Here is a 21,080-nt window from a genome sequence, read left to right as displayed (position 1 = left end):
CGAAAGGACCGGCATGGCAAACAGGAACAAGGTCGTCTGGTCCGAGGGGCTTTTCCTTCGCACCCAGCACCTGCAGCAGCAGGACCGGCACGCGGCGTGGCAGCTGTGGCTGGCGCGCGAGGCGATGCCGCTGCAGAGCTTTGGGTTCACCGCCCTTGCGCTGGACCCGGTGGCGCTGGAGACCGGGCAGATCGCCATTGCCGAGGCGCAGGGCGTGATGCCGGACGGCACGTTCTTCTCGATCCCGCATGACACCCTCGAGATCGCGCCGGTCGGCGTGGTCTCGCAATCGGGGGCGGGGCTGGTGCATCTGGCGGTACCCGCGGTGGCGGCCGACGCACCGCAGATCGACCCGGCCCACTCCCCGGCCTCGGGCGCCCGCTATCGCGGACGCATGGTCACCGTGCGCGACGACCTCCGAGAGGGGGCGGACCCGGTCGAACTCGAGGTGGCACAGCTCGCGCCGAAGCTCCTGTTGCCGCAGGACGAGACCCGCGGCTACGCCACGCTGCCCATTGCCCGGCTCGAGGGGCTGAGCGCGGACGGCTCGGTGCTGCTGGATGCGGGGTTCCTGCCACCGGCGCTCAACACCGGAGCGGTGCCGTGGTACGGACGGCTGCTGAAAGAGCTGGTGACCGGCATCGACCGGGTGGCCGACGCCCATGGCGGCATGGTGTTGGGCGGCACCGGGGCCTCGATGGAGAACCTGCTGATCCTCGAGGCGGCCAACAGTGCACGCCAGCGGCTGGCGCACATGCTGGCGCAGGACAACTTCCACCCCTCTGAGCTTTACATGGAGCTGGCCGCCATCGCCGGGCGGCTGGCGACCTACGGCGCCTCGGCGCGGCGGCTGGGCGAGATGCCGCCCTATGATCATACCGATCCGCAGCCGGGCTTTGGCGAGCTTGCCGACACGTTGCGCTCGCTGGTGCTGTCGCTGCGCCACGTGGAGCCCAAGAGCCGCGCGCTGCGGGTGACGCGCCATTCCGAGAACATCTGGACGGTGCGCATCGACAATCCCGAGATCATCCGCACCAGCCGCATCGTGCTGCGCGTCGGAGGCGACCTGTCGGAGGCGCTCTTGCGCAAGATGTTCGTCGATCAGGCGACGGTGGGCGCGGCGGACGATTTCGATGCGCTGTGGAAGTCGCGTCTGACCGGCATCGCACTCAAGCCGCTCGGCTCGCAGCCGCGAGAGATCCCCTATGACGGCGAGCGGCTCTGCCTCGAGCTCGACCGCAGTTCGACCCACTGGGCCTCGCTGGCCGAGGCGCCGGGCTTCGTGGTGGGGGTGGCGGGCAAGCTCGAGCGCGAGCCCGAGATCGATTGCTATGCGGTGAGCCGGTGACATGAGCGACGAAGATCCATTCGGGCTGGAGAACGACGCCGGGCGCACCCGCATCCGGCCGCGCCCCGCGGCCCGGCAGCCCCACAGCGCGCCGCGACAGGACCATGCGATCCTCTCCGAGGCAGGCGGCGCGGTGCGGCTGCGCGGCGGGCGGGCGAGCGACAACCCGCTGGTCAATTCCTACGCCGCGCTGCTGGGCTTCGCACCCGAGCTCGAACGCGCGGTGCCGCCCGAGAGCCCGGATCTCCTGCGCCTGCGCCTGCACGAGAACGTCACCTACGCGCGCGACGCGGCGGTGACCGCCGGGGTCACGCTGACCCGCGCCGATCAGGGGGCATGGTTCGTGGCGGCGCTGCTCGACGACATCGCGCTCAACACGCCGTGGGGCGGGGCGAGCGGCTGGCCGCGCCATCCGCTGGTGGTGCAGATGTATGGCGACATCGACGCGGGCGAGCGCTTCTTCGAACTGGCCGAGGGACTGGTGCGCTACCCCGAGCGCGATCCGGAGCTGCTCGAGCTGGCGTTCCTCTGCCTGTCGCTGGGCTTTCGCGGCAAGCACAGGATCGAGGCGGGGGCCGGCGCGGCGGCGCTGGGCCAGCTGCGCGGCCAGATGGCCCGCATCCTGCGTGACCGCGACGGCGAGGACGCGCCGCTCTCGCCGCATTGGCAGGGCGTTCAAGCCGAGGACGAGGATCGCGGCTTCATCGTGCCGCTCTGGTCCATCGGCCTCATCGCGCTGGCGCTCGTGGTGGGGATTTACGTGGCGCTGGGCCTGAGCCTGTCGAAGCGCGGCGAGCAGCTGTATTCGGTGGCGGGGCTGCTGCCGCCGACCGAGCGGGCCGAGATCTTCCGCCCGGTGATCGAGACCGTCGAGAGCCCGCAGTTCGCGGCCGAGCCGGTGGTGCTCGAACTGCTGCCGCTCTTTGCCGAGGCGGCGCCCTCCGACACCGGCGGGGCACTGAGCGGGCGCGAGGACGTGTCGCTGGCCGTGGTGGTGGTGCAGGGAACCCAGCCCGAAGTGTTCCGCTCGGCCAAGGCCGAGATCAACGATGTCTACAGTCCGCTGGTGGGCTCCATCGCGCAGGTCATCAGGGACAATATCGAGTTCATCGGCGCGGTGCGTGTGGTCGGGCATACCGATAGCATCCCGGTGCAGACCTCGAACCCGTTCCGCTCCAATCAGGGGCTGAGCGAGGCGCGCGCCAAGACCATTGCCGACATGCTGCGCGCGCAGGGCGTGCCGGCAGAGCTGGTCAGCTCCGAGGGCCGCGCCGCCGAGGACCCGATCGCCGACAACGCCACCCGTGACGGGCGCGCGCGCAACCGCCGCGTCGAAGTCATCCTGCAGAAGAAGGTGTGAGGCGATGGGGGTTCTCAAGGCGATCATTCGGGTCCTGTTCTCCCGCGTCCTGTGGACGCTGATCGGCCTCGCGGTGCTCTGCACGCTGATCTGGTTCTACGGGCCGCTGGTCAGCATCGGCGCGACCCAGCCGCTCGCAGCAGAGCTGGTGCGGGTCGTCGTGATCGGGGGGATCGTGATCCTCTGGCTGCTGTCGATGCTGGTTCGCCAGATCCGCGCCGCCAAGGCCAACCGCGCCTTCGTGTCGGAACTGGCCGCGCCTCCACCCGAGAGCGCGATGGCGCCGGGCGAGGGAAACCTCGCCGAGGTCAGCGCTAAGTTCCAAGGCGTGCTCGAGCAGATGAAGCGCTCCAAGCTTGGTGGGCGCAAGTTCCTGCGCGACATGCCGTGGTACGTGTTCATCGGCCCGCCGGGCACCGGCAAGACCACGGCACTGCGCCAGTCGGGGCTGCATTTCCCCATCGACCTGTCGGACGATCTCAAGGGCATCGGCGGCACCCGCAACTGCGACTGGTTCTTCACCGAGGACGCGGTGCTGATCGACACCGCCGGGCGCTACGTGCAGCAGCAGTCCGACCCGGAGGTCGACGCTGCCGAGTGGAAGGGCTTTGTCGAGCTTCTGGTCAGGCACCGGGGGCGGCGGGCGCTCAACGGCGTGATCCTGACGCTGTCGACGCAGGAGCTTGCCGGCGACGACACCGCGATCCGCGAGCACGGGCGCGAGATCCGCAAGCGCCTTGCGGAACTCTCGGCGCAGACCGGGCTGAAGCTGCCGGTCTACCTGATGATCACCAAGGCCGATCTGATCCCCGGCTTCGAGAGCTTCTTCGGCGACCTCAACACCCGCGAGCGCGAGCAGGTCTGGGGCGCCACGCTGGGCACCGCCGACCGGGTCGACGCGATCACCGTCGAGCGCGAGATGAAGGTGCTTCAGGAAGCGCTCGAGGCACGGCTCGACGGGCGTATCGCCGACGACCTGCCGCTTGAGGAGCGGGCCGAGATCTTCCGCTTCCCGGCGCAGGTCGAGGCGCTGACCCGACCGCTCAAGGTGCTGGTCGAGGCGGCGTTCGGGGAAAGCCGCTACGAGGACAGCCCGTGGCTGCGCGGCGTCTATTTCAGCTCGGCGACGCAGGAGGGCTCGCCGATCGACCGGCTGGTGGCAGGCACCGCCGCGGCGCTGGGCATGGATGCGCCGCGCCCCGAGCGGCGCGCCCATCGCGACACCCGCAGCTTCTTTCTACGCAACCTGCTGAGCGAGCTGATCTTCCCCGAGGCCGGGCTTGGCCGCTTCGATCCGCGCGCCGAGGACCGCCGGCGCTGGGCGTGGCGGGGCACGCTGGCGGCGGCGGTGCTGGTGACGGCTCTGCTGGGCACCGCCTTCCTGTTCTCCTACCTGCGCTACAACGGGGCGCTCGCCGATCAGGAGCGCCAGCTCGCGGCCCTCTCGGCGCGGTTGGCAAATGTCGCCTCGCGGCAGGCGCCCACCGATCCGCTCGATCTCGACCTCGCGCTCGACGCGGCCAACGAGACGGTGAACGCCGCCACCACGCTGCCATCCTCGCCGCTCACGGTGTTGGGCCCGACTGCCGAGCCCGAGCTCGCCCGGGTGCACGAGATCGCCTATGACCACACGCTGCGCAATGTGCTCGAGCCGCGCATGGTGGCGCTGCTCGAGGCGACGATGTGGCGTCATGCCCGCGACCCGGAATTCCTGCTCGGCGGACTCAAGGCCTACCAGATGTTGACCGGGCAGGCGCCCTACGATGCCGCGTTCCTCAATGTCTGGTGGCAGACGGTGCTGCCCGACTTCGCGCCGATCGACGTGTTCCCCACCGAAGAGAGCATCGACCACCAGATCGCGGCGCTGCAACGCATGGGCGGCGAGGAGCAGAAGATCGAACCCGACGCGGCGCTGATCTCGACCGCGCTCGAGAGCATCTGCACCATTCCGCTCGCGGTGCGCGCCTACCGCAGCCTGCGCAGCGACCCGACGGTGGCCTCGCTGCCCGAATGGGTGCCCGCCGAGGTCGCAGGCCCCAACGGGGCGCGGGTGCTGACCCGGCTGTCGGAGAAGTCGCTGCGCGTGGGCCTGCCCGGCGCCTTCACCTTCGCGGGCTTCCACGAGAGCGTGCTGCCTCTGGTGCCCGAGGTGGCGGCGCAGGCGCAGCTTGACCGGGCGGTGTTCGCGGGCGGCTGCAACGAAAGCGCCGAGGCCTCGGTCGACACGCTCGAAGCGGATGTGCTCAAGCTCTACTACGACGATTTCATCGCCCAGTGGGACGGCTTCCTGCGCGACATCCGCCTGACCCCGATCTCGGATCTCGAGCAGGCGCGCCAGAACCTCAAGGATCTGGCCTCGGCGGACAGCGCGCTGAAGCGGCTGTTGAGCGCGGTGGTGAGCGAGACCCATCTTGCACGGCCCGAGGCTGACGAGAGCGGCGGGCTCGCCGACAACGCCGCCGCGCAGCGCGAGGGCACCAAGGCGCTTTCCAAGCTGGGCAAACTTGGCAAGCTGGTCAGGACCGGCACCCGCATCGCCAGCGCGGGTGGCGGGCCGGACGCGCCCGAGCCCGAACCGCCGGGCACCCCCGTCTCGGACCATTTCGCCCCGATCCGCGCCACCGTCGAGGAGGTCGACGGCCAGCCGCCGCTGCTGGGCGATGCGGTCACGGCCCTTACCGCGCTGTCGAACGAGCTGCAGACCGTTTCGGCCAGCCCCGATCCGCAGGCCGCGCTCTTGGCGCGCGGCGGTCTGCCAAAGCTCACCGGGGCCATCGCCAACGAGGCGGCGGCGCTGCCCGACCCGATCGACGACTGGATCTCGGGCCTCGCCGGAGACGCGATCAGCGTCACCCGCGAGGCGGTTCTGGCGCAGCTCAACGCGCGCTGGCGCGCCGATGTGCTGCCGTTCTGCGTCTCGGCCACGGCGGGCCGCTACCCGTTCGACCAGAGTTCGGCGATCGACGTGAACACGCTCGATTTCGCCCGGCTCTTCGGGCGTGGCGGGTTGATCGATGCCTTCATCGACACGCATCTCGCAGCCTATATCGACACCACCGTGCGGCCGTGGCAGTGGCGCGCCGATTTCGGGCTCGAACCTGCGGTGCTGGCGCCGTTCGAGAACGCCCGGTCGATGCGCGACGCACTGTTTCCCGGCGGCGCCGGGCCGGTCATGGCCTTCAGCCTCGAGCCGCGCGACCTGTCGCCCAATGCCAGCCGGGTGACGCTGAATGTCGACGGGCAGGTGCTGTCGTATTTCAACGCCGCCGCACGCCCGGTGCCGATGACTTGGCCGGGGCCCGACCAGACCAACATGATCACCCTGAGCTTCGCGCCGGTGGACGGCGGCGGCGAGGTCATCACCTCGGAGACCGGAAGCTGGGCGATCCTGCGGATGCTGCGCAAGGGCGCACTCTCGGCCACGGCGCTGCCCGAGGTGTTCGGCCTGCGGCTCGGCGCGCGCGGCTACTCGGCGAGCTTCAACCTGCGCGCCAACTCGGTGGAGAACCCCTTCGATCTCGAGATGTTCTCGGGCTTCACCTGCCCGCGCGGGTTCTGAGCGTGGCCACCGGACTGTTCGGAAAGCTGCCTCTGGCGGGTGATTTCGTTGCCCGTGGCCTCGGGCCGGGGCAGCGCGCGTGCGTCGATGCGTGGCTGACGCACCAGCTTGGCGGCTTCGCGGCCTGCCCCGAACGCTGGCCGTCCCGAGGGCTGATGGCGCTGCTCGCGGGCACGCGCGAGGACGCGCTCCTGATGCTGGTGGTGCCGAGCGTCGACGCGGCGGGCCGGGCGTTTCCGCTGGCGGCAGTCTGCGCGGTGCCCTGCGTGGCGCAGGACGCGGCCGAGCGTTGGGGCCGCGAGGCTCTGGTGCATCTCGATCGCGCGGTGGCCGGAGAGACCGACCCGGACACGCTCGCCGCGGCGCTTGCGCCGCTCGCGCCCGAGGCCGGGGGCACGGCGCTGCGCCCGCCGCTGGTCTGGGCGCCCGGGCGCCACCCGCAGGGCCTCGAAGCGCTGGCGCGGCTCATCAGTTCTGGTTGATCTTCGAGCCCTTCAGCGTCATGTCGCTCGCCGCCTTGGCGGTGATCTTCCCAGAACCATCGATGGTGATGTCCTTGCCCTTGATGGTGATCGTGCCGTCCTTCTTCATCTGGATGCTGGCCTTGCCGCAGGTCAGGCTGATGCTGTCCTCGGCGGCGATGGTGAGATCCTTGCCCACCGAGACCACGCCGTTCTCGCCGATCGCGACAATGGCGTCCTTGCCGACCGAGATCGAGCTCATCTCGCCCACGCTGAGCGAATGGTTCCTGCCGACCTGCGTGACCTGATCGGCGCCCACCGAGACCGACTGGCTGGCGCCGATCTTCCAGGCATCCGAGCCGCCGATGCCGTGCCCCTGGCTCGCCCCCACGGTGACCTGACGCGCCGCCCCGATGGTGTTGGTCTGCGCCGCGCCCACGGTGCGGGTCTCGGAGATCGCGACGGTGTCGACCCGGTTGGCGCCGACGTTCACCGTCTGGTTGCTGCCCACGGTCTGGCTGTGGTTGATGCCGATGGTTTCGGTCGAATTGCTGCCGACCCTGATGGTTTCGTTCACGCCCACCGTCAAAGCGCGGTTGTTGCCCACGGTCTCGGTGTCGTCGTGGTCGATATTGACGGTGCGATCGACCTTCACATGGGTGGTCTTGCAGTTGTCGACGGTCTCGTCGCGGTTGTTGCCGACCCATTGCGTCGCGTCGTGTACCACCTCTTCGGACCAGTCGTTGCCGATGTGGCGGGTCTCGTTGTTCTTGACCAGTTCGTCATGGTCCTTCTCGGCCTGAAAGTAGACCAGCTCCGAGCCGGCCTTGTCCTCGAACATCAACTCGTTCCAGCCACCGCCACCGGGCGAGGAGTTCGATTTCCAGCCCGATTTCGTGGCCTCTCCGGGCAGGCCATAGGGCGGCATCTGCTCGGCGTTGTAGACCCGACCGGTGATGATCGGCCGGTCCGGATCGCCCTCGAGGAAGTCGACGATCACCTCCTGACCGATGCGCGGGATCTGGATGAAGCCCCAGCCCGAGCCAGCCCAGGCCGCGCTCACACGCACCCAGCAGGACGCGTTCTCGTCTCGCGCGCCGACCCGGTCCCAATGGAACTGCACCTTCACGCGGCTGTACTGGTCGGTGTAGATCTCCTCGCCGCCCGGGCCCACGACAACGGCGGTCTGCGGGCCGCGCATCACCGGGCGCGGGGTCGCGTGCGGCGGACGCCAGCGCGAGGCCGCCGGCAGCACCCGGTAGCGGGCGTTGAAGCCCATCGCCTCGTCGCCCGCCCTGTCGCGGCTTTCGCCAGGCCTGCCGGCGCCGCCGGCGAAATACTGGCCGTCCCAGAGCTCGTACTCGGCGCGCAGGATGAAATAGGCATCGTTCTCTGCCTGCCGCGGGAAATCGGTGAAGTCGAACCTGTTGCCGGACCAGAGCAAACTCGCCGTGCTGTCGGCGCTCATCTCGAAATGGCTGCCCTGTTCCGCCTCGAGACGCAGATCGGTCAGGCGCTGGCCGCCGCCAATCTCGGTATAGACGCCCGGATAGACATAGCGCTCCATCTCGCTCGCGCTGTGGTTCTTGGGATCGGACAGCTGGGTGCTGAGATCGGCAGAGGGTTTTTCGAAATCGTAATCAGTCTGCGTATGGGTGCCGGTCACCACCGTGGCCTGCCGCCGCCAGCTGGTGATCACGCCGGCGCCGCGATGCGCGTCGGTGGCGTCGGGCTCGAAGCGCAACACCGGCAGATCGGCCTGCGGCACGAGCGAGTCCAGATTGTCGGCGATGATGAGCGTATGGCCCTGCTCGCGAAATTCGTGAAAGTAGAAGATCCCCTCGTGCTCCATCAGGCGCTGCAGGAAATCGAGCGTGCTCTCGCCGTATTGCACGCAGTAGATCCGCGGATCGTAGCTGCCGTTCAGCCGCAGCTCGTACTCCGGGAAGCCGGTCTCGTCGAGAATCTGGCTGATGATCTCGGGCACCGACATTTCCTGAAAGATGCGGTTGTCGCTCGCTTTCGAGAGCAGCCAGAGCGCCGGGCGCAGCACGAGCCGGTAGCCGTAGACGACCTCGAAGGCATCGCTTTCCGTGCCGAGAAAGGCGAACTGGTCGACGATGCCGCAGAAGTGGCGGGTCTGGCTCTCGTCGAGCGTGTTGGTGCGGGCCGCGACGGTGCAGACCTGTCCGAGCAGCTCGCTCGCCGGAATGTCGGGATCTTCGCTGAGCGCGATCACCTCGTAGCGGAAGCAGCTGCTGATCGCGTCGTGCCCGGTCATCCGCGAGAAGGTCAGGTCGCCGGCGCCGCCGGTGGTGATCGGGGTTGTCAGCTCGGCAATTCGGTCTGTCATATCGCGCGTCCCCTCTAGCGGGAATGGTCGGATCAAAATAACGATCTGCAATCGCGGTTGACTATACAGGGATTCCCCACCCCGTGGGTTGAAAAGGTTACAGGCTCGCGGGGCAGTCGAAGGCGCTCAGGACCGGTCGGATCGACACGGGGTTGAGCGGTGCCGGAAACCCGAGCTCGAGGAACACGCGCCCCTCGCTGTTGCGCAGATCGAGCAGGGCGCGCGCGCCGTCGTCGCGCAGCCGCAGCCGCGTGCCGTCGATCAGGCGGTAAAGCCCCCACGGGCCGGTCTCGATCAGCCGCGCCGCATCGGTGCTGTCGCGGAACGCCACCTCGATCCCGGCCTCGGGGCGCGGGCCCGGCCAGTCGAGCGTCGCGGGCGTGCCGCTGGCACGCACCGGCGCCGCGGTGCCGCCGATCGCCACGAGGGTCTGGCCGCGCTCGGCCAGCGCCGCCAGCGTCAGGCTGTGCTCGAGCCGACCGTCGGCGGTGAACAGCGCCTGCGAGATCTGCGCCGCGCGTTCGAGGAACGCGGCGCTTTCGGGTTGCATCCCGGCAAAGCGCGCCTCGGGCTTCCAGCGCCACGGGCGCTCGCCGGTCTCGAGCATCGGCCGGGCGAAGGTGGTCAGGAACGACGTCAGCGTGCCTTGCGGGCCGAGCAGGGCAGCGACCTCGGCGAGGCTTGCATCGCCGCCGTTCTGGAACGGGTAGCGCCCGCTCACGGCGTTGCGACAGAGCGGGAAGACCTGCTGTTGCCACTGCCGGGCAAGGGGATACTGCGCCGCGTCCTCGGCGGCGGGGCGGGCGGATTGCGCCAGCACGTCCTCGGCGATCTGCACCACGATGCGCGGCGCGTTCGACAGCGCAGCGATGGAGCGCGCGCGGTCCTGAAAGGTCATCAGGCGCCGGCTGGCGCGGCGGGCGTCGATATCGACGGCCCCGAGCGCCACGTTGAGGGTCGAGAACAGCCGCGCGATCTCTGCCATTCCTCCCTGCTCGACATACTGGATCATCGGCCCGAACTCGCGTGCGAGCAGGAGTTGCTGCTGGTGGCTGCGGCTGCGGTCATTGCCGCCGCTCTGTTCCCAGACCTCGCGCAGCAGGCGGGTGAGCGGGTTCTCGGCCTGTGCGAGCTGCCCGGAGACCACGATGGCGGTTTCGCGGTCGGCGAAGGGCCGCACCCGCAGATCCGCCAGCCAGTCCTTCCACGCCGCCGCCGTCTCGCGGTGCAGCCGGTCGAGCAGCAGGTCGGGAGAGCGGTTCTCGGGCGGCAGCGCCATGCCGGTGATGTCGGGAGCCACGGCGCGGGCGGTCTGCACCGCGAGGCCCACGCCGGTGCGGCGCGCCGCCTGCCAGCCTTGCGTCGTGAAGAGGCCGGGGAGGCCCTGCGAGATCGGCGCACCGGAGCGGCGCAGAAGCACCGTCTCGACACCGGGCACCGCGGCTGGGGCGACCCAGTCGGGCAGGGCGCGCATCTCGTCCGAGCGCAGCAGCTCGAGCCAGGCGCGCGCGGGCTCGGGCACCTCGGCGGCGAAGGCGCGTGTCTGATCCATGATCTGCGTGTCCTGCGGCTGCACCGCCAGCGGCCCTTCCAGCGGTGCCACATGCCGGGCCAGACCGTCGAGGCCCACCGCCGCGCCGTGAGCCTCGAGCCAGCCGGCAAGCCAGCCCGGCTGCCAGCCCTGATCGCCTGTCAGCACCGACCACGCGCGCAGAGTGTCGTAGAGCGCCAGCCCGTCGCCCTCGGTGGCGAGGACCTGCTCCAGTCCGCGTGCCAGCTCCGGCGGTACCTGACGGCGCGCGGCCTCGGCATAGACCGCCTCGGCGCGGGTCTCGCTGTCGATCACGGGCAGCCGCAGCACGCGGCGCAGCGGCGCCTGCTGCGCGACCTGTGACACCCGGTCGGCGGCGTCACGCAGCGCGTCGAGACGGCGCACCAGTTCGGCGCCTTCCTGCGGACGATCAAGCCCGATCGCGAGCGCCTCGGCCTCGAAATCGGCGCCGATCTGGCGTTGGAACCGGTACTCGAGCAGCGCGGCATAGGCCACCAGACCGCCGACCAGCAGCAGTGTGAACGCCGCCGCCTTCCAGCCCCAGCCGCCGCCGTGGCGCCTCTGAGGCCCTCCGCGCAGGGCCTCGGCCCGCTCCAGCATCTCGCCAAGAAACGCCTCGAGGTCGTCCATTCCGGTGCGCCGGGCGGTGTCGCGGAATTCGCGGATCCGGCTCATCGGGATGTCGCGCCCCTCGAACAGCCTGCGCCGTGCCAGCACCGACCATGTGCTGAGCGTGATGCCCTCGAGTTGGCGCGCACGCTGGTCGATCAGCATCGCCAGCGCGTAGCGCGCGGGCTTGATCGCCACCGGTGCCGCGCCGGCCCGCTGCGCGGCTGTCTCGAACCCGTCGAGCAGCGGCGCCGCCTCGTCGAGGATGCGGCGCTCGCCCTGCCTGCCGTCGAGGTCCTCGATGAAGCGGAGCACCGGAGCGGCGGTCTGTCTGAGCGGGGACGGGGCCATCGGTCAGAGCAGGCCCTCGGCCTGCCATTTGCGCAGGGTCTCGACCCCGACCTCGAAATGCATCGAGTCCTCGCGCCGGTAGCCCGCGCCCCAGTACCAGCCTTCCTCGTTGAAGAGTTCCGCCAGCAGCAGCAGCCCGAACTGGGTGCCGCCATCGCCGAACCCGTCGAGCTGGCCCTGCAGCTTGACGTCGATCGCGGTGCCCCAGCTGTGGTTCGAGACCGCGCTGCGCGAGCCGCGGATCAGCCGGGCGCAGATCGCGCCGGCGGTGCCGAGCGCGGCGTAGATGTCGGGTTCCTGCGCCTCGAGCTTGGCGACGATGCGGGCGAGGCTGTCGAGCGCCGGGCGGATCATGGTGACGCGGATCGGCCCGACCTGCCGGGTTTCCATCAGCGCCTTGAGCCTTGGCTGCGTCACCGCCTGACATGTGGTCGAATAGGTGCTGCGCGGGTGGCCCAGGATCTCGAGCATGACGCGGTTGCCGGGCTGGGTGATGCCCATGTTGAAGCGCGACTTGGCGGTGCGCATTTCCTCGGTCATCTCCTCTGTCCCGGGCACATCCTCAGCGGCGCCGATGACCTCGTCCACACCGGGGACGAACGCGGGCACGGGCAGCGCGGCGCTCGCGGCGGGGGCGCGGCTGGCGGCGAGGGCGACCTCTTCTTCGAGGCGTTCGGCCTCGGCCTCGGCGTCGCGCAGCTCGGAGCGCAGCGTGTCGAGGCCCCTGCGCAGGTCCGCGATCTCGGCCTCGGCGCGCTCGAGCCGCAGCTCGGTGCGGCCGTCGGCGGTCTGCAGGAGGGCGCCGACCACGGCAAAGCAGATCGCCGCCACGATCAGGCCGATGGCGATGATGATGGGGCCGATGAGGGCGCCGTCCCGCATCGCTCAACCCTCCGAGGCGAAGACGCTGATCACCGAGAGGTTGTCCGGTGCGCCGGCCTCGAGGCAGGCGCGCACCAGCTCGGCGCAGATCTCGTTCGGGGGCAGGTCGCGATGCATGAGGTTGGCGATGCTCTGATCGGCGAGACCGGCGGTGAGCCCGTCGCTGCAAAGCAGGAGGCGGTCTCCGGGCACCAGCGGCACGGCGGTGTCGTCGACCTCGAGATCGGGCTCGGCGCCCACGGCACGGGTGACCACGTGGCGCTGCGGGTGGCGGTCCCGCTCGGTGTCTTTCAGCAGGCCTTGATCGACCATCTCCTGAACCACCGTGTGATCGCGGGTCAGCAGCCGTAGCTGCCCGGCCCGCAACAGATAGGCCCGGCAATCGCCGGCCCAGGCGATATGGGCGGTGGCGTTCTGGATCAGCATGACCACGGCGGTGGCGCCCATCTGGCCGATCCCGGGGGCCTGCGCCTTGGCGTGGATGGCGCGGTTGGCCGCTTGCAGGCGGGCGCGGAGGGTCGGTGCGGGCGGGGCGAAATCGCTCACCAGCGCGACCTGGTCGATCACCATGTCCGACGCCATGGCGCCGTGTCCGTAGCCGCCCATGCCATCGGCCACAGCCCAGAGCAGGCCGGCGGGATCGGTGAGAATGCTGTCCTCGTTCTCCTCGCGGACGCAGCCCGTATGGGTGAGGCCAGCCCCTTGAAAGCTGGGCGCCGGCATCGGTCTCAGAACGGGATTTCGGGTCTGGGGCGTGGACATGCGCGCGCCTTGATGAATGCCGGTGGGGCTCGGCGTCAATGCGGGTTTTCCAGCCCCGCCTTCCCCCGAAAATAGCTGTATTCAAACACCCGCCATGCTACTCTTTTTTCAGCATTCGAAAAACCCTTTTCCCAGAGAGGTTGAATATGCTTTTTAGAATGAGTTTGTTTTCCATGTCCTGTCTTGGCGCCCTGGCGATGCCGGCGCTCGCGCAGGACGCGCTGTCCGTTGACGATCTGACCGAGATTTTCGAGCGCCAGAAGCAGGCCTTCGAAGAGGCCGAGACCAGCGGCCTGGGCCAGACCCGCGGCCTCAAGCTGATCACCGTGCAGGATGTCACCGCCGAGAGCGCGGCGCCCGTCGTGGCCAACACGGACCCGAGCGCTGCACCCGAGCCGCAGCAGATTGCGCCAGAGGTTGCGACCACCGCGCCGGAGCTTGCCGCGCCGACGCGGGACGGGCAGGGCGTGTCGATCACCGCCACGAGCGAGGGCGCCCCGCAGCGCCCCGCCGATCCCAACAGGCCGCTGCTGGCGGCGGCCAGCGATGCGCCGATGGTGTTCGGCCAGCTTGAGCCCGAGCTGCAGGTCAACCTGCATATCGAGTTCGGCTTCGACAGCGCCGCGATCGCGGACGACCAGGCGCCCAAGCTGCAGACCGTCTGCACGGCGCTGCTGGCGGCGGATGTCGACAGGATCCGCATCGTGGGCCACACCGATTCCGCCGGCTCCGATGCCTATAACGAGGCGCTCTCGGTGCTGCGCGCCAAGGAAGTGGCCCGCCGCCTGATCGAGGACTGCGGCCTACCGCCGGCGCGGCTCGAGACCGTCGGCATGGGCGAGCGTTTCCCGTTCAACGAGGCCGACCCGCGCGCCGACGAGAACCGCCGCGTCGAGTTCCAGGCGCTGAGCTGAGGATCTTGCGCGGGCGGGGCTTGGCCCGCCGCCCGCGCCACCACACCGGGGTCGAGAGAGAGGTCAGCCAGATGCAGGTATCGGAGCGTATTCAGGGCGTGATCATCGGGCTGCTGCTCGGCTTCGAGGACGGCCTGCCGCTGGTGGTTTTCGCCGGCAATCCCGAGGACCGGGCGGTGCCGGCGCGCAGCCTTGCCCATCTCGGGCCAGAGGATACCGGCTCCGAGGTGGCGCTGCTTTACGAGGATGGCGACAGCGCCCGGCCGCTGATCGTGGGCAAGATCGTCGCGCCGCGCCCGCGCGAGGACGCACCCGAGGTGGTGCGCGACGGCGAGCGGGTCCGGGTCACCGCCAAGGACCGCCTCGAGCTGCGCTGCGGCAAGGCCTCGATCGTGATGGAGAGCGACGGCCACATCACCATTCGCGGCAGCTATCTCGTCAGCCATGCCTCGGCCTCGAACCGCATCCGCGGCGGATCGGTGAACCTGAACTGATGCCGGCGCCCGTCTTGCCCGAGATGCTGCGCCAGCACGCCGAGCAGGCGGCCTTCCTGTGGACGGTCTACGACCACGCGCTGCTCAACCCCGACGACAATCCCGACATGGATGCCGAGCGCATTGCGCGGCTGCTGGAACGGCTCGAGGCGCATATCGACGGGCTGAGGGTGGCGGGGTCCGAAGGGCTGAAGGTCGCCGAGGAGCGCTATATCGAGTACCCCGAGGCGGGCGAGCTCTTCGTGGTGCGAATGCTGCAGCCAAGCGCCACCGGGTTGACCGTGGCAGCGCTCGATCTCGACAAGGTGCGCGCCTTTCTGGTGGGCTCGCTGCCGGCGTGAGGCAGGTCGGGGATTAGGCCTCGGGCAGCTCAGGCTCGAGCCGGGTCCAGCTGCCGGCCTCGAAGAGCTGAACGTGGTCGGGGAACACCGCGAGGATACGATCGCCGACCGGGGACACCGACAGGCAGAACGTCTCGCCGGACGGCAGCGGCGGATCGAAGGGATCGAGATCGCCCTCGCGAAACACCGACAGCGTGTTGCCCGACAGCAGCAGCGGGCGCCCCTGCCAGATCTTGATGTCATCGAACCCTTCGGGCTGAGCCGGGCGATAGACCTCCTCGATGGCGTCGAAATCCGAGCTGCGATAGATCATGCCGGTGTCGGAGAAGAGGAGCGTGCCCGTGTTCATTGGCAGGAGCGCGACGATCGCGCCGGGTTCTCCAACGGTATCGGCGATGCGCCACGCGCCATCGTAAAGGCGCAGGCTCATTGCATCCTCACCCTCACTCTCGGAGAACAGGTCCATCAGGGCGTCGATGTCGCCGGCATCGTTCGCCGCCTCCATGTCCGGGGTGATCGCCATGTCGAACAACGCGCTGCCGCCGAAGACGAGCGCGTCGCCGCGACCGGAGATGACATCATAGAAGACCGGCTTGTGGGACTCCGAGGGGGAGACCGGGATGGAAATGTCCGACCAGCCTCGGCGACCGTGTGAGTAGCGGTAGACCTGACCGGAATATCCGGTGGCCACGAGGTCTACGCCGACCTGCGCAAGCGTGGTCATGCGCCCGATGCCTTTCGAATCGTCCCGGCTGTAGCCGGAACCGGGGATGGTTTGCAGTTCTGCCTCGTCCGGGCGCAGGAAGAAGAGCTCACCCTCGGGGGTCATCGCGCAGGCCTCGGCGACCGTGTCCCAGGGGGCCATCAGGGCAATGATGCTCTGGATCTCTTCGAGGTTTGTAAGCGCCGTGAGCCGAAGCGTGGCGCTGTCCCGCCGTGCCGAGCAGATGACGACCTCGTCGTCCTCGGCCTCGACCGGCACCGTCATGAGGTAGATGCCGCCCTGGGGAGAGAGGATGCCACCCCCGAGAAGAAGATCGCGTCTCATTGGCGGGCCAGAACGCCGCGCGCGCGCCGGCTCAGGTTCTTGAGGTTCTTCTCAGCGCGCACCTGTTTGTCCTTGTGGGGTTCCGTCTGCTTCATGACCTCCTCCAGAGCGAGCTTGAAACACTTCATGCTGATGGTTTTCGGAACCAGCTTATGAAGCGCAATGAGGCACTTCAAGCGCACCTCCTTGAGCGGGGCGCAGCCTGCCGGGCTCGTGGCGCTTTTGGTCTTCTGTCCCAGCGCGGTGAGCTTGTCGTCCAGTTCCTGGTGCACCGCCGTGCCCGGTGCGCTCTTCTTCGAGCCGACATGGTTGTCGGGTGGCAGGCAGATGCAGATGCCCTGACCGTGTGACGGCCCGAACGACTGTCGCACGTCGCGGCGGCGAATATTGCCCATCGGCGTGAGACCCGGCGCCTTGTAACGCCCGCAGCGATAGGTGCGGTCCGGAACCACGTGGTGGAATTGGTAGGGCTTGCCGTTCGAGTCCTTGTTCTTGCTGCAGTCGTCGCGCTTCAGGCGGTATTCGCCGACGATGCACGCGCTGCCGTCGGGATTGGCGTTTGGGTTGGGCTTGCCCACGATGATCCAAGGCGCATCGTTGCCGGTGTTGCTCTGGTGGTTGGTGGTGGCGAGATCGGTGAAGCGCACCACGCCCTTGCCCTCGGCCTTGACGTCCATCGACCATTTCTGGGCATAGGCCTTGCCCATGTTCTTCGAGGTGATGATGCCCTTCTTCGGGGCGCAGCCGGCCTCGTCGCCCGAGATCTTTGAAAAGTACGAGCTGTTTTCCTGGCTGATCTCCTGGCCACCGATCTTCACCGTGCCGGTGCCGGATGTGAGGTCGCTGTCGGTGGCGAAATTGGGGTAGGGGAGCGGCACGCCCGGCGGGGTCGCCGGGGTCTGGGGCGGGGTGAAACACGTGTCGGGGAAGGCCGCGATGATCCTGCAGCCCTGCGCCTTGGCCGAGATTTCCAGAGAATTGGCAAAGACCGTCATGCCGCCGCCCTCGCCACGAGCGCGCCGCAGGCGCCGTCATCGCCAGAGGCCTCGATCAGCACCGGGCCCTGCGGCCCGTAGCGCTTTTCTGCTGCCGCCAGCGCCCAGCCGAGCATCAGCGGCACCACCGCCGCGCCGATATTGCCGAGACTCGCGCCCACCGCCCAGATCGGCTGCACCGCGCTGCGTGCGCGCTGGGTGCGCATCATCGCCAGTGCGGTCTGGCGGAACCAGAAGCTCTCGCCCGGCAGGTCGCCGATCTTGAGCACGATGTCGGAATGCGCCAGCCCCGCCTCGGCGAAGGCCTCGGAATAGGCGCGCACCATGCCGTCGCCGCGCAGCGGCAGATCGAACCCGTCGCTGTCCATGCCGTTGTAGATTGGCGCCGGCTCGCGCGCGAGGCCGAGCCCGGTGATCACAAGCCCACCCGGATGGCGGGCCGAGCACAACACCGCCGCCGCCGCCTCGCCGGGGATGAACCCGTCGGGCGTGGTCGGGGTGAGCAGCCGCGACTGCGCCTGGTACTGGCCGACCGCGGGCGCGCTGAGGTAGCTGTCGACGCCGAGGATCAGCACGTACTCCGCGCCATCCGAGAGCATCTCCCGCGCGGACTGCAGTGCCACGAAGCCCGAGGGGCGGCCATGCATCACCAGCCTGACGCGCTGGCGCTCGGGCAGGTGGACGATCTCCGCGATCATCCGCACGAACGCGGCGCCGTCGCGGATCAGGCGGCCCTGCCGGGTGTCCTCGGCGAGGCAGAGGATCAGGTCGGTCTTCTCCGCGGCCTCGGGCACGCGCTGGAAGACTTCGGAGATCGCCGCGGCGCACATGTGCGCCAGCCGCTTGGTGCCGATCCAGTTGCGCGGCATCGGCACCGGCGCGCCGACCAGCCACCCGCCGCCGCCGCGCGGAAAGCGGGTTTCCTGGAAACCGTCGAGCCGGGCACGCAGGGCGGCGCAGGAGGAGGGCGCATCCAGCCCCACGGCGGTCACCATGCCCGAGGTCAGGATCTGCACCGCGCCGGTCATTCCGGACCCTCCCCGCCACCGCCGGAGGCCACCGCCCGGACATAGCGACGGCCCTCGCGCTTCGCGCGCGCCATGGCCTCGGTGGGCGGGCCGACCCAGGCCTCGGAGAACTCGAGAAACCCGCGCCGCATCGGAAGATCGACGCGCCAGACCAGGGCGAACTTGCGCGCATCGGTGTCGAACAGCACCGTGTCGGGCAGCACCTCGCGGTCGAGCGCTGGCTGCGCACCGCGAAAGATCGAAAGCGGCAGCTCGCAGTCGATGAGCCGGAAGGACTCGCGCCCGCGGTCGGTGAGGTTGAGCAGGACAACCTCGGTGCCCGTGCGCGGCGGCGGAACCTGCTGGTCGGGCGGCGCGCTCTGGTAATAGCGCTCATCGAAGTCGCCGGGCAGGAACGGGAAGACGTTGTCCTGCCAGGCCTGATCGTAGGTGCCTGCGTAGCGCCGCCGCTGCGGCCAGCCGCGACCATAGGGCCCGAGCGCCATGGGGGTGTAGGTGCCGAAGGGCGAGGAGACGTCTTCGTCGGAGGCCTGCGTGTGGGGCAGCCTCATGCCGTTGACCCGCAGGTGGTTGCGCCGCGCCGCCCAGCCGATGCCGGCCGGGTTGGGATCATATACGCCGGGCTCGGGATCGTCGGGATCGAGCCTGTCGGTGCCGCCGAAGGCGTGGTCGTAGCTGATCGGCTGGCGGCGGAACGGGACCGGATCGGTGGCGACGAAGGCAGGCCCCACCGCCAGCCAGTGCCGTTCGCCGAAAACATCGAAGGATTTCGACCATTGGCCCAGCCGGATGCCGACGCGGAGCTGCGTGGCGACCTCTCCGCGCGGGGCATGAGCCGCGCCGTTCACGATGACGTCGCAGCGCGCCTTGCGGAAGGCGAAGTCGGTCTCCCAGCGGCAGGCCGAAAATCCCGGCGCGCCGTGATACTGGTCGGCATGGACGAGCGGCGCCTGTGTCTTGCTGGGCACGGGGCTGCCTCCAGCGGCGTCGGGAAAATCGAAGGTTCGCTTCACCACCAATGACAGGTGATCCCGGCCCGCCGGGTCCTGGCCCATGGTAAAATCGGCCTCGCAGGGGAGTTGCCGGTAAATCTCCACGTCTAAATCTCCACGTCGCGCTTGGGCGCCGTTGTCAGAATATGTAAAAATCAGTCGGTCTTGAATCGTCGGTTGTACTCGTGGGCCGGGATGGGTGTCGGGTGCATGTCAGGCGGAGCGACGGGCCGCTCCTGAGCGGGGCAATGCCTTGAGGCGCGGCGGCGCTCGGACGGACGCGCGAAGTGGCCACGGACACAGGGAAAACGAAACGAAATAAGCGGGTTTTGGTGCGAAACATGGATAGGACCTTCCCCGGGTGACAACGAGAATACGAGCGTAGGGTCGGTTGGCGAATAAGGATCAGTATCCTTAAAATTGTGCGTTCAGGCAATACCGGTGATCGAAAGGCGCTGCTTTTGGCAGGTCCCGGTCTTTCAAATGTCACCTGCCGAGACGGTCCAGGAAGTGCAGTTTGCGCCCCCACTTGGACGCGCGCGAACGTGGGCGCTACCGCCGCCAGTCAACCATCGGCGCGATCTCTTCCGAACCGCGCGGCCTGCCAAGGGTGAGGTGTGGACGGACGCCGCGTCGATCGCCCCGGACGGGCACCGTGCAACGCGACACCGAGGACCAGTTTGCCGCGCTCTGCGTCGAAGGCGCGGCGAGTATTCTCGCCTCTCGGGCGTCGCGGCGACGCGGGGAAAGATCAGCTTGATGTGGGCTTCCGCACCAAGGCTGGTGACATCGGCAAGCTCGTCGTTGTGAAGCACGATGCGGATTATGTGCGGCGTAAGATGGCCCGCTTCACGCGCCGTGAGGGTGCACCGTTTGAGCTTTTCCGATGCCTCGAAACGATCTGGGAAAGTGAAGAACTATACTTAGAATTAAGGTTCTTACGACGCTTACTTAATGTTTTCTGAAATCTCCTGCGCGGTCCTGCGCAGCGTGTCGGTCAGGGCCTCGATCACCGCGGGATCATGGTCGCAGGCTGCGAGGCGCCGGCGCAGGGCCAGCTTTATGTCGTCCATCGCGGTGACGATTTCCTCGGGCGCGCTGGCACGGTGATCTGCCGGGAGGGTGCGGGTCAGCAACGCATCGGCGGCGGAGCGGTTCTCCGCGACGAAGCCCTCGCCCTCGGGGGTGATGCGCGCGAGCTTCAGCGCGTCCTCGTCAGGTGCCACAGCGATGTAGCCCATCTCCTCTAGCCACGACAGGCAGGGATATATCACGCCGGGGCTGGGACGGTAGCCGCCGTTGAAGCGCTCTTCGATGGCGGTGATGATCTCGTAGCCGTGGCGCGGGCTTTGCTCGATCATCGCGAGGAGCAGAAGCCGCAGCTCGTCATACCCGAACAGCCGTTTCGGGCTGGGTTTCGCGGGAGCCTTGTGCCGATCGGGTGAGGGTCTGGCGTGAGGGCGGGATGGGCCGGAAGGTTTGCGGGTCATCGCACGGGAACCATGGCTGGGCTGAGGTGAAAAACTCAGCTCAAGATGTATCCGGATTTACCCCGTTTGCAAGACTGTCGTTCATTCACATGCTGCGCGAAGTTTGCGGCTTAGGAGTCTGATAGTATTTGATAAAAATAAATATAGATCGCCCACTCTGGCATGTCCATATGTGTGCCCACACCCGGCCTCGGTCAGACGTCACGCGGCCAGATCCTGCGCCGCCATTGGGTCAGGCTGTTATCCGGAGGGACGTCCCTGCGGCGCGGTCTGGCGGTCTGCCAGACGCTGCTTGGCGGTGGCGAACTTCACCCGCGCGGTCTCGAGCCGGAGGAGCGCGCGGGCACGGGCCTCGTAGAGTTCGCGCATCCGCGAGCCGGGATCGCCGATCGCCGCACGGTAGGGCCGCGCGCCGGTCGGAAACCACTGCCGCATGTCCGAAAGCGCGAGCGCCCACGCGCGGTCGGCCTTGAGATAGCGCTCATATGTGAGGTGCAGGAGCCGGCGTCGGGTCATCAGTTCTGACTGCATCGTCTCCTCC

Annotated in this window: 17 protein-coding genes and 1 pseudogene; 7 read left to right on the top strand and 11 right to left on the bottom strand. The window is 68.6% G+C overall.

Features of this window, described 5'->3' with window-relative positions; genetic code table 11:
- The first annotated feature begins 13 nt into the window (after window positions 1–13).
- From tssK to tagF, 4 genes are read left to right on the top strand one after another with little or no spacing between them, the layout of a single operon-like run.
- Complete coding sequence (gene tssK, locus LCM15_RS14425) at window positions 14–1,348, top strand: type VI secretion system baseplate subunit TssK (RefSeq protein WP_224857585.1); 1,335 nt, start codon at window positions 14–16, stop codon at window positions 1,346–1,348.
- Between the two features lies 1 nt (window position 1,349).
- Entirely contained in the window at window positions 1,350–2,708 is a 1,359-nt protein-coding gene (gene icmH, locus LCM15_RS14420; protein ID WP_224857584.1) for a type IVB secretion system protein IcmH/DotU, read from the top strand.
- 4 nt (window positions 2,709–2,712) lie between these two features.
- Window positions 2,713–6,267 carry a type VI secretion system membrane subunit TssM gene (gene tssM, locus LCM15_RS14415; RefSeq protein WP_224857583.1) on the top strand — a complete coding sequence of 1,185 codons (3,555 nt, stop codon included), beginning with the start codon at window positions 2,713–2,715 and terminating at the stop codon, window positions 6,265–6,267.
- 2 nt (window positions 6,268–6,269) lie between these two features.
- Complete coding sequence (gene tagF / locus LCM15_RS14410) at window positions 6,270–6,749, top strand: type VI secretion system-associated protein TagF (RefSeq protein WP_224857582.1); 480 nt, start codon at window positions 6,270–6,272, stop codon at window positions 6,747–6,749.
- Here tagF and LCM15_RS14405 read toward each other — a convergent pair.
- The 4 genes from LCM15_RS14405 to LCM15_RS14390 form a co-directional block, all read right to left on the bottom strand.
- A complete protein-coding gene (locus LCM15_RS14405) occupies window positions 6,736–9,081 on the bottom strand; it encodes a type VI secretion system Vgr family protein (RefSeq protein WP_224857580.1) in 2,346 nt (781 codons plus the stop codon). The genes tagF and LCM15_RS14405 overlap by 14 nt on opposite strands.
- A 97-nt stretch (window positions 9,082–9,178) precedes the next feature.
- Window positions 9,179–11,557: an ImcF-related family protein gene (locus LCM15_RS14400; RefSeq protein ID WP_224857578.1), complete on the bottom strand. Its 2,379-nt coding sequence runs from the start codon at window positions 11,555–11,557 to the stop codon at window positions 9,179–9,181.
- A 39-nt stretch (window positions 11,558–11,596) separates the two neighbouring features.
- On the bottom strand, window positions 11,597–12,475 hold the full coding sequence (locus LCM15_RS14395) for a M15 family metallopeptidase (protein ID WP_224857576.1): 879 nt from the start codon (window positions 12,473–12,475) through the stop codon (window positions 11,597–11,599).
- A 3-nt stretch (window positions 12,476–12,478) separates the two neighbouring features.
- Window positions 12,479–13,237 carry a PP2C family protein-serine/threonine phosphatase gene (locus tag LCM15_RS14390; protein ID WP_224857574.1) on the bottom strand — a complete coding sequence of 253 codons (759 nt, stop codon included), beginning with the start codon at window positions 13,235–13,237 and terminating at the stop codon, window positions 12,479–12,481.
- A 173-nt stretch (window positions 13,238–13,410) separates the two neighbouring features.
- Here LCM15_RS14390 and LCM15_RS14385 point away from each other — a divergent pair, with 173 nt between their 5' ends.
- The 3 genes from LCM15_RS14385 (at window position 13,411) to LCM15_RS14375 (ending at window position 14,986) form a co-directional block, all read left to right on the top strand.
- Complete coding sequence (locus LCM15_RS14385; RefSeq protein WP_224857572.1) at window positions 13,411–14,151, top strand: OmpA family protein; 741 nt, start codon at window positions 13,411–13,413, stop codon at window positions 14,149–14,151.
- 71 nt (window positions 14,152–14,222) lie between these two features.
- Window positions 14,223–14,645: a DUF6484 domain-containing protein gene (locus LCM15_RS14380; RefSeq protein ID WP_224857570.1), complete on the top strand. Its 423-nt coding sequence runs from the start codon at window positions 14,223–14,225 to the stop codon at window positions 14,643–14,645.
- Window positions 14,645–14,986, top strand: a complete 342-nt coding sequence (locus LCM15_RS14375; RefSeq protein ID WP_224857568.1) for a hypothetical protein — start codon at window positions 14,645–14,647, stop codon at window positions 14,984–14,986. Before LCM15_RS14380 ends, LCM15_RS14375 begins: the two co-directional genes overlap by 1 nt.
- Before the next feature lie 13 nt (window positions 14,987–14,999).
- Here LCM15_RS14375 and LCM15_RS14370 read toward each other — a convergent pair whose 3' ends face one another.
- The 7 genes and pseudogenes from LCM15_RS14370 to LCM15_RS14340 form a co-directional block, all read right to left on the bottom strand.
- Entirely contained in the window at window positions 15,000–16,034 is a 1,035-nt protein-coding gene (locus LCM15_RS14370; protein ID WP_224857566.1) for a hypothetical protein, read from the bottom strand.
- Window positions 16,031–17,029, bottom strand: coding sequence for a DUF4150 domain-containing protein (locus LCM15_RS14365; protein ID WP_224857564.1), 999 nt, complete (start codon window positions 17,027–17,029; stop codon window positions 16,031–16,033). Before LCM15_RS14365 ends, LCM15_RS14370 begins: the two co-directional genes overlap by 4 nt.
- A complete protein-coding gene (locus LCM15_RS14360) occupies window positions 17,026–18,057 on the bottom strand; it encodes a 3-oxoacyl-ACP synthase (RefSeq protein ID WP_224857562.1) in 1,032 nt (343 codons plus the stop codon). Before LCM15_RS14360 ends, LCM15_RS14365 begins: the two co-directional genes overlap by 4 nt.
- Window positions 18,054–19,112, bottom strand: a complete 1,059-nt coding sequence (locus LCM15_RS14355; protein ID WP_224857681.1) for a DUF2169 domain-containing protein — start codon at window positions 19,110–19,112, stop codon at window positions 18,054–18,056. The genes LCM15_RS14360 and LCM15_RS14355 overlap by 4 nt, the downstream gene beginning before the upstream one ends.
- A 416-nt stretch (window positions 19,113–19,528) precedes the next feature.
- Window positions 19,529–19,885, bottom strand: a pseudogene (locus LCM15_RS22900) (siderophore-interacting protein); the annotation flags it as partial.
- Window positions 19,886–19,996: 111 nt separating this feature from the next.
- A complete protein-coding gene (locus LCM15_RS14345) occupies window positions 19,997–20,410 on the bottom strand; it encodes a PadR family transcriptional regulator (RefSeq protein WP_224857560.1) in 414 nt (137 codons plus the stop codon).
- Window positions 20,411–20,779: 369 nt separating this feature from the next.
- The gene (locus LCM15_RS14340) at window positions 20,780–21,070 is read right to left on the bottom strand and encodes a hypothetical protein (protein ID WP_224857558.1); all 291 of its coding nucleotides are present in this window, start codon (window positions 21,068–21,070) and stop codon (window positions 20,780–20,782) included.
- Window positions 21,071–21,080 lie beyond the last annotated feature (10 nt).

Origin of the sequence: Salipiger bermudensis (assembly GCF_020171625.1) — a bacterium.
Classification (GTDB): domain Bacteria; phylum Pseudomonadota; class Alphaproteobacteria; order Rhodobacterales; family Rhodobacteraceae; genus Salipiger; species Salipiger bermudensis_B.
The sequence above is the reverse complement of the archived record's forward strand: the minus strand, read 5'-3'. Positions and strand labels throughout refer to the sequence as shown.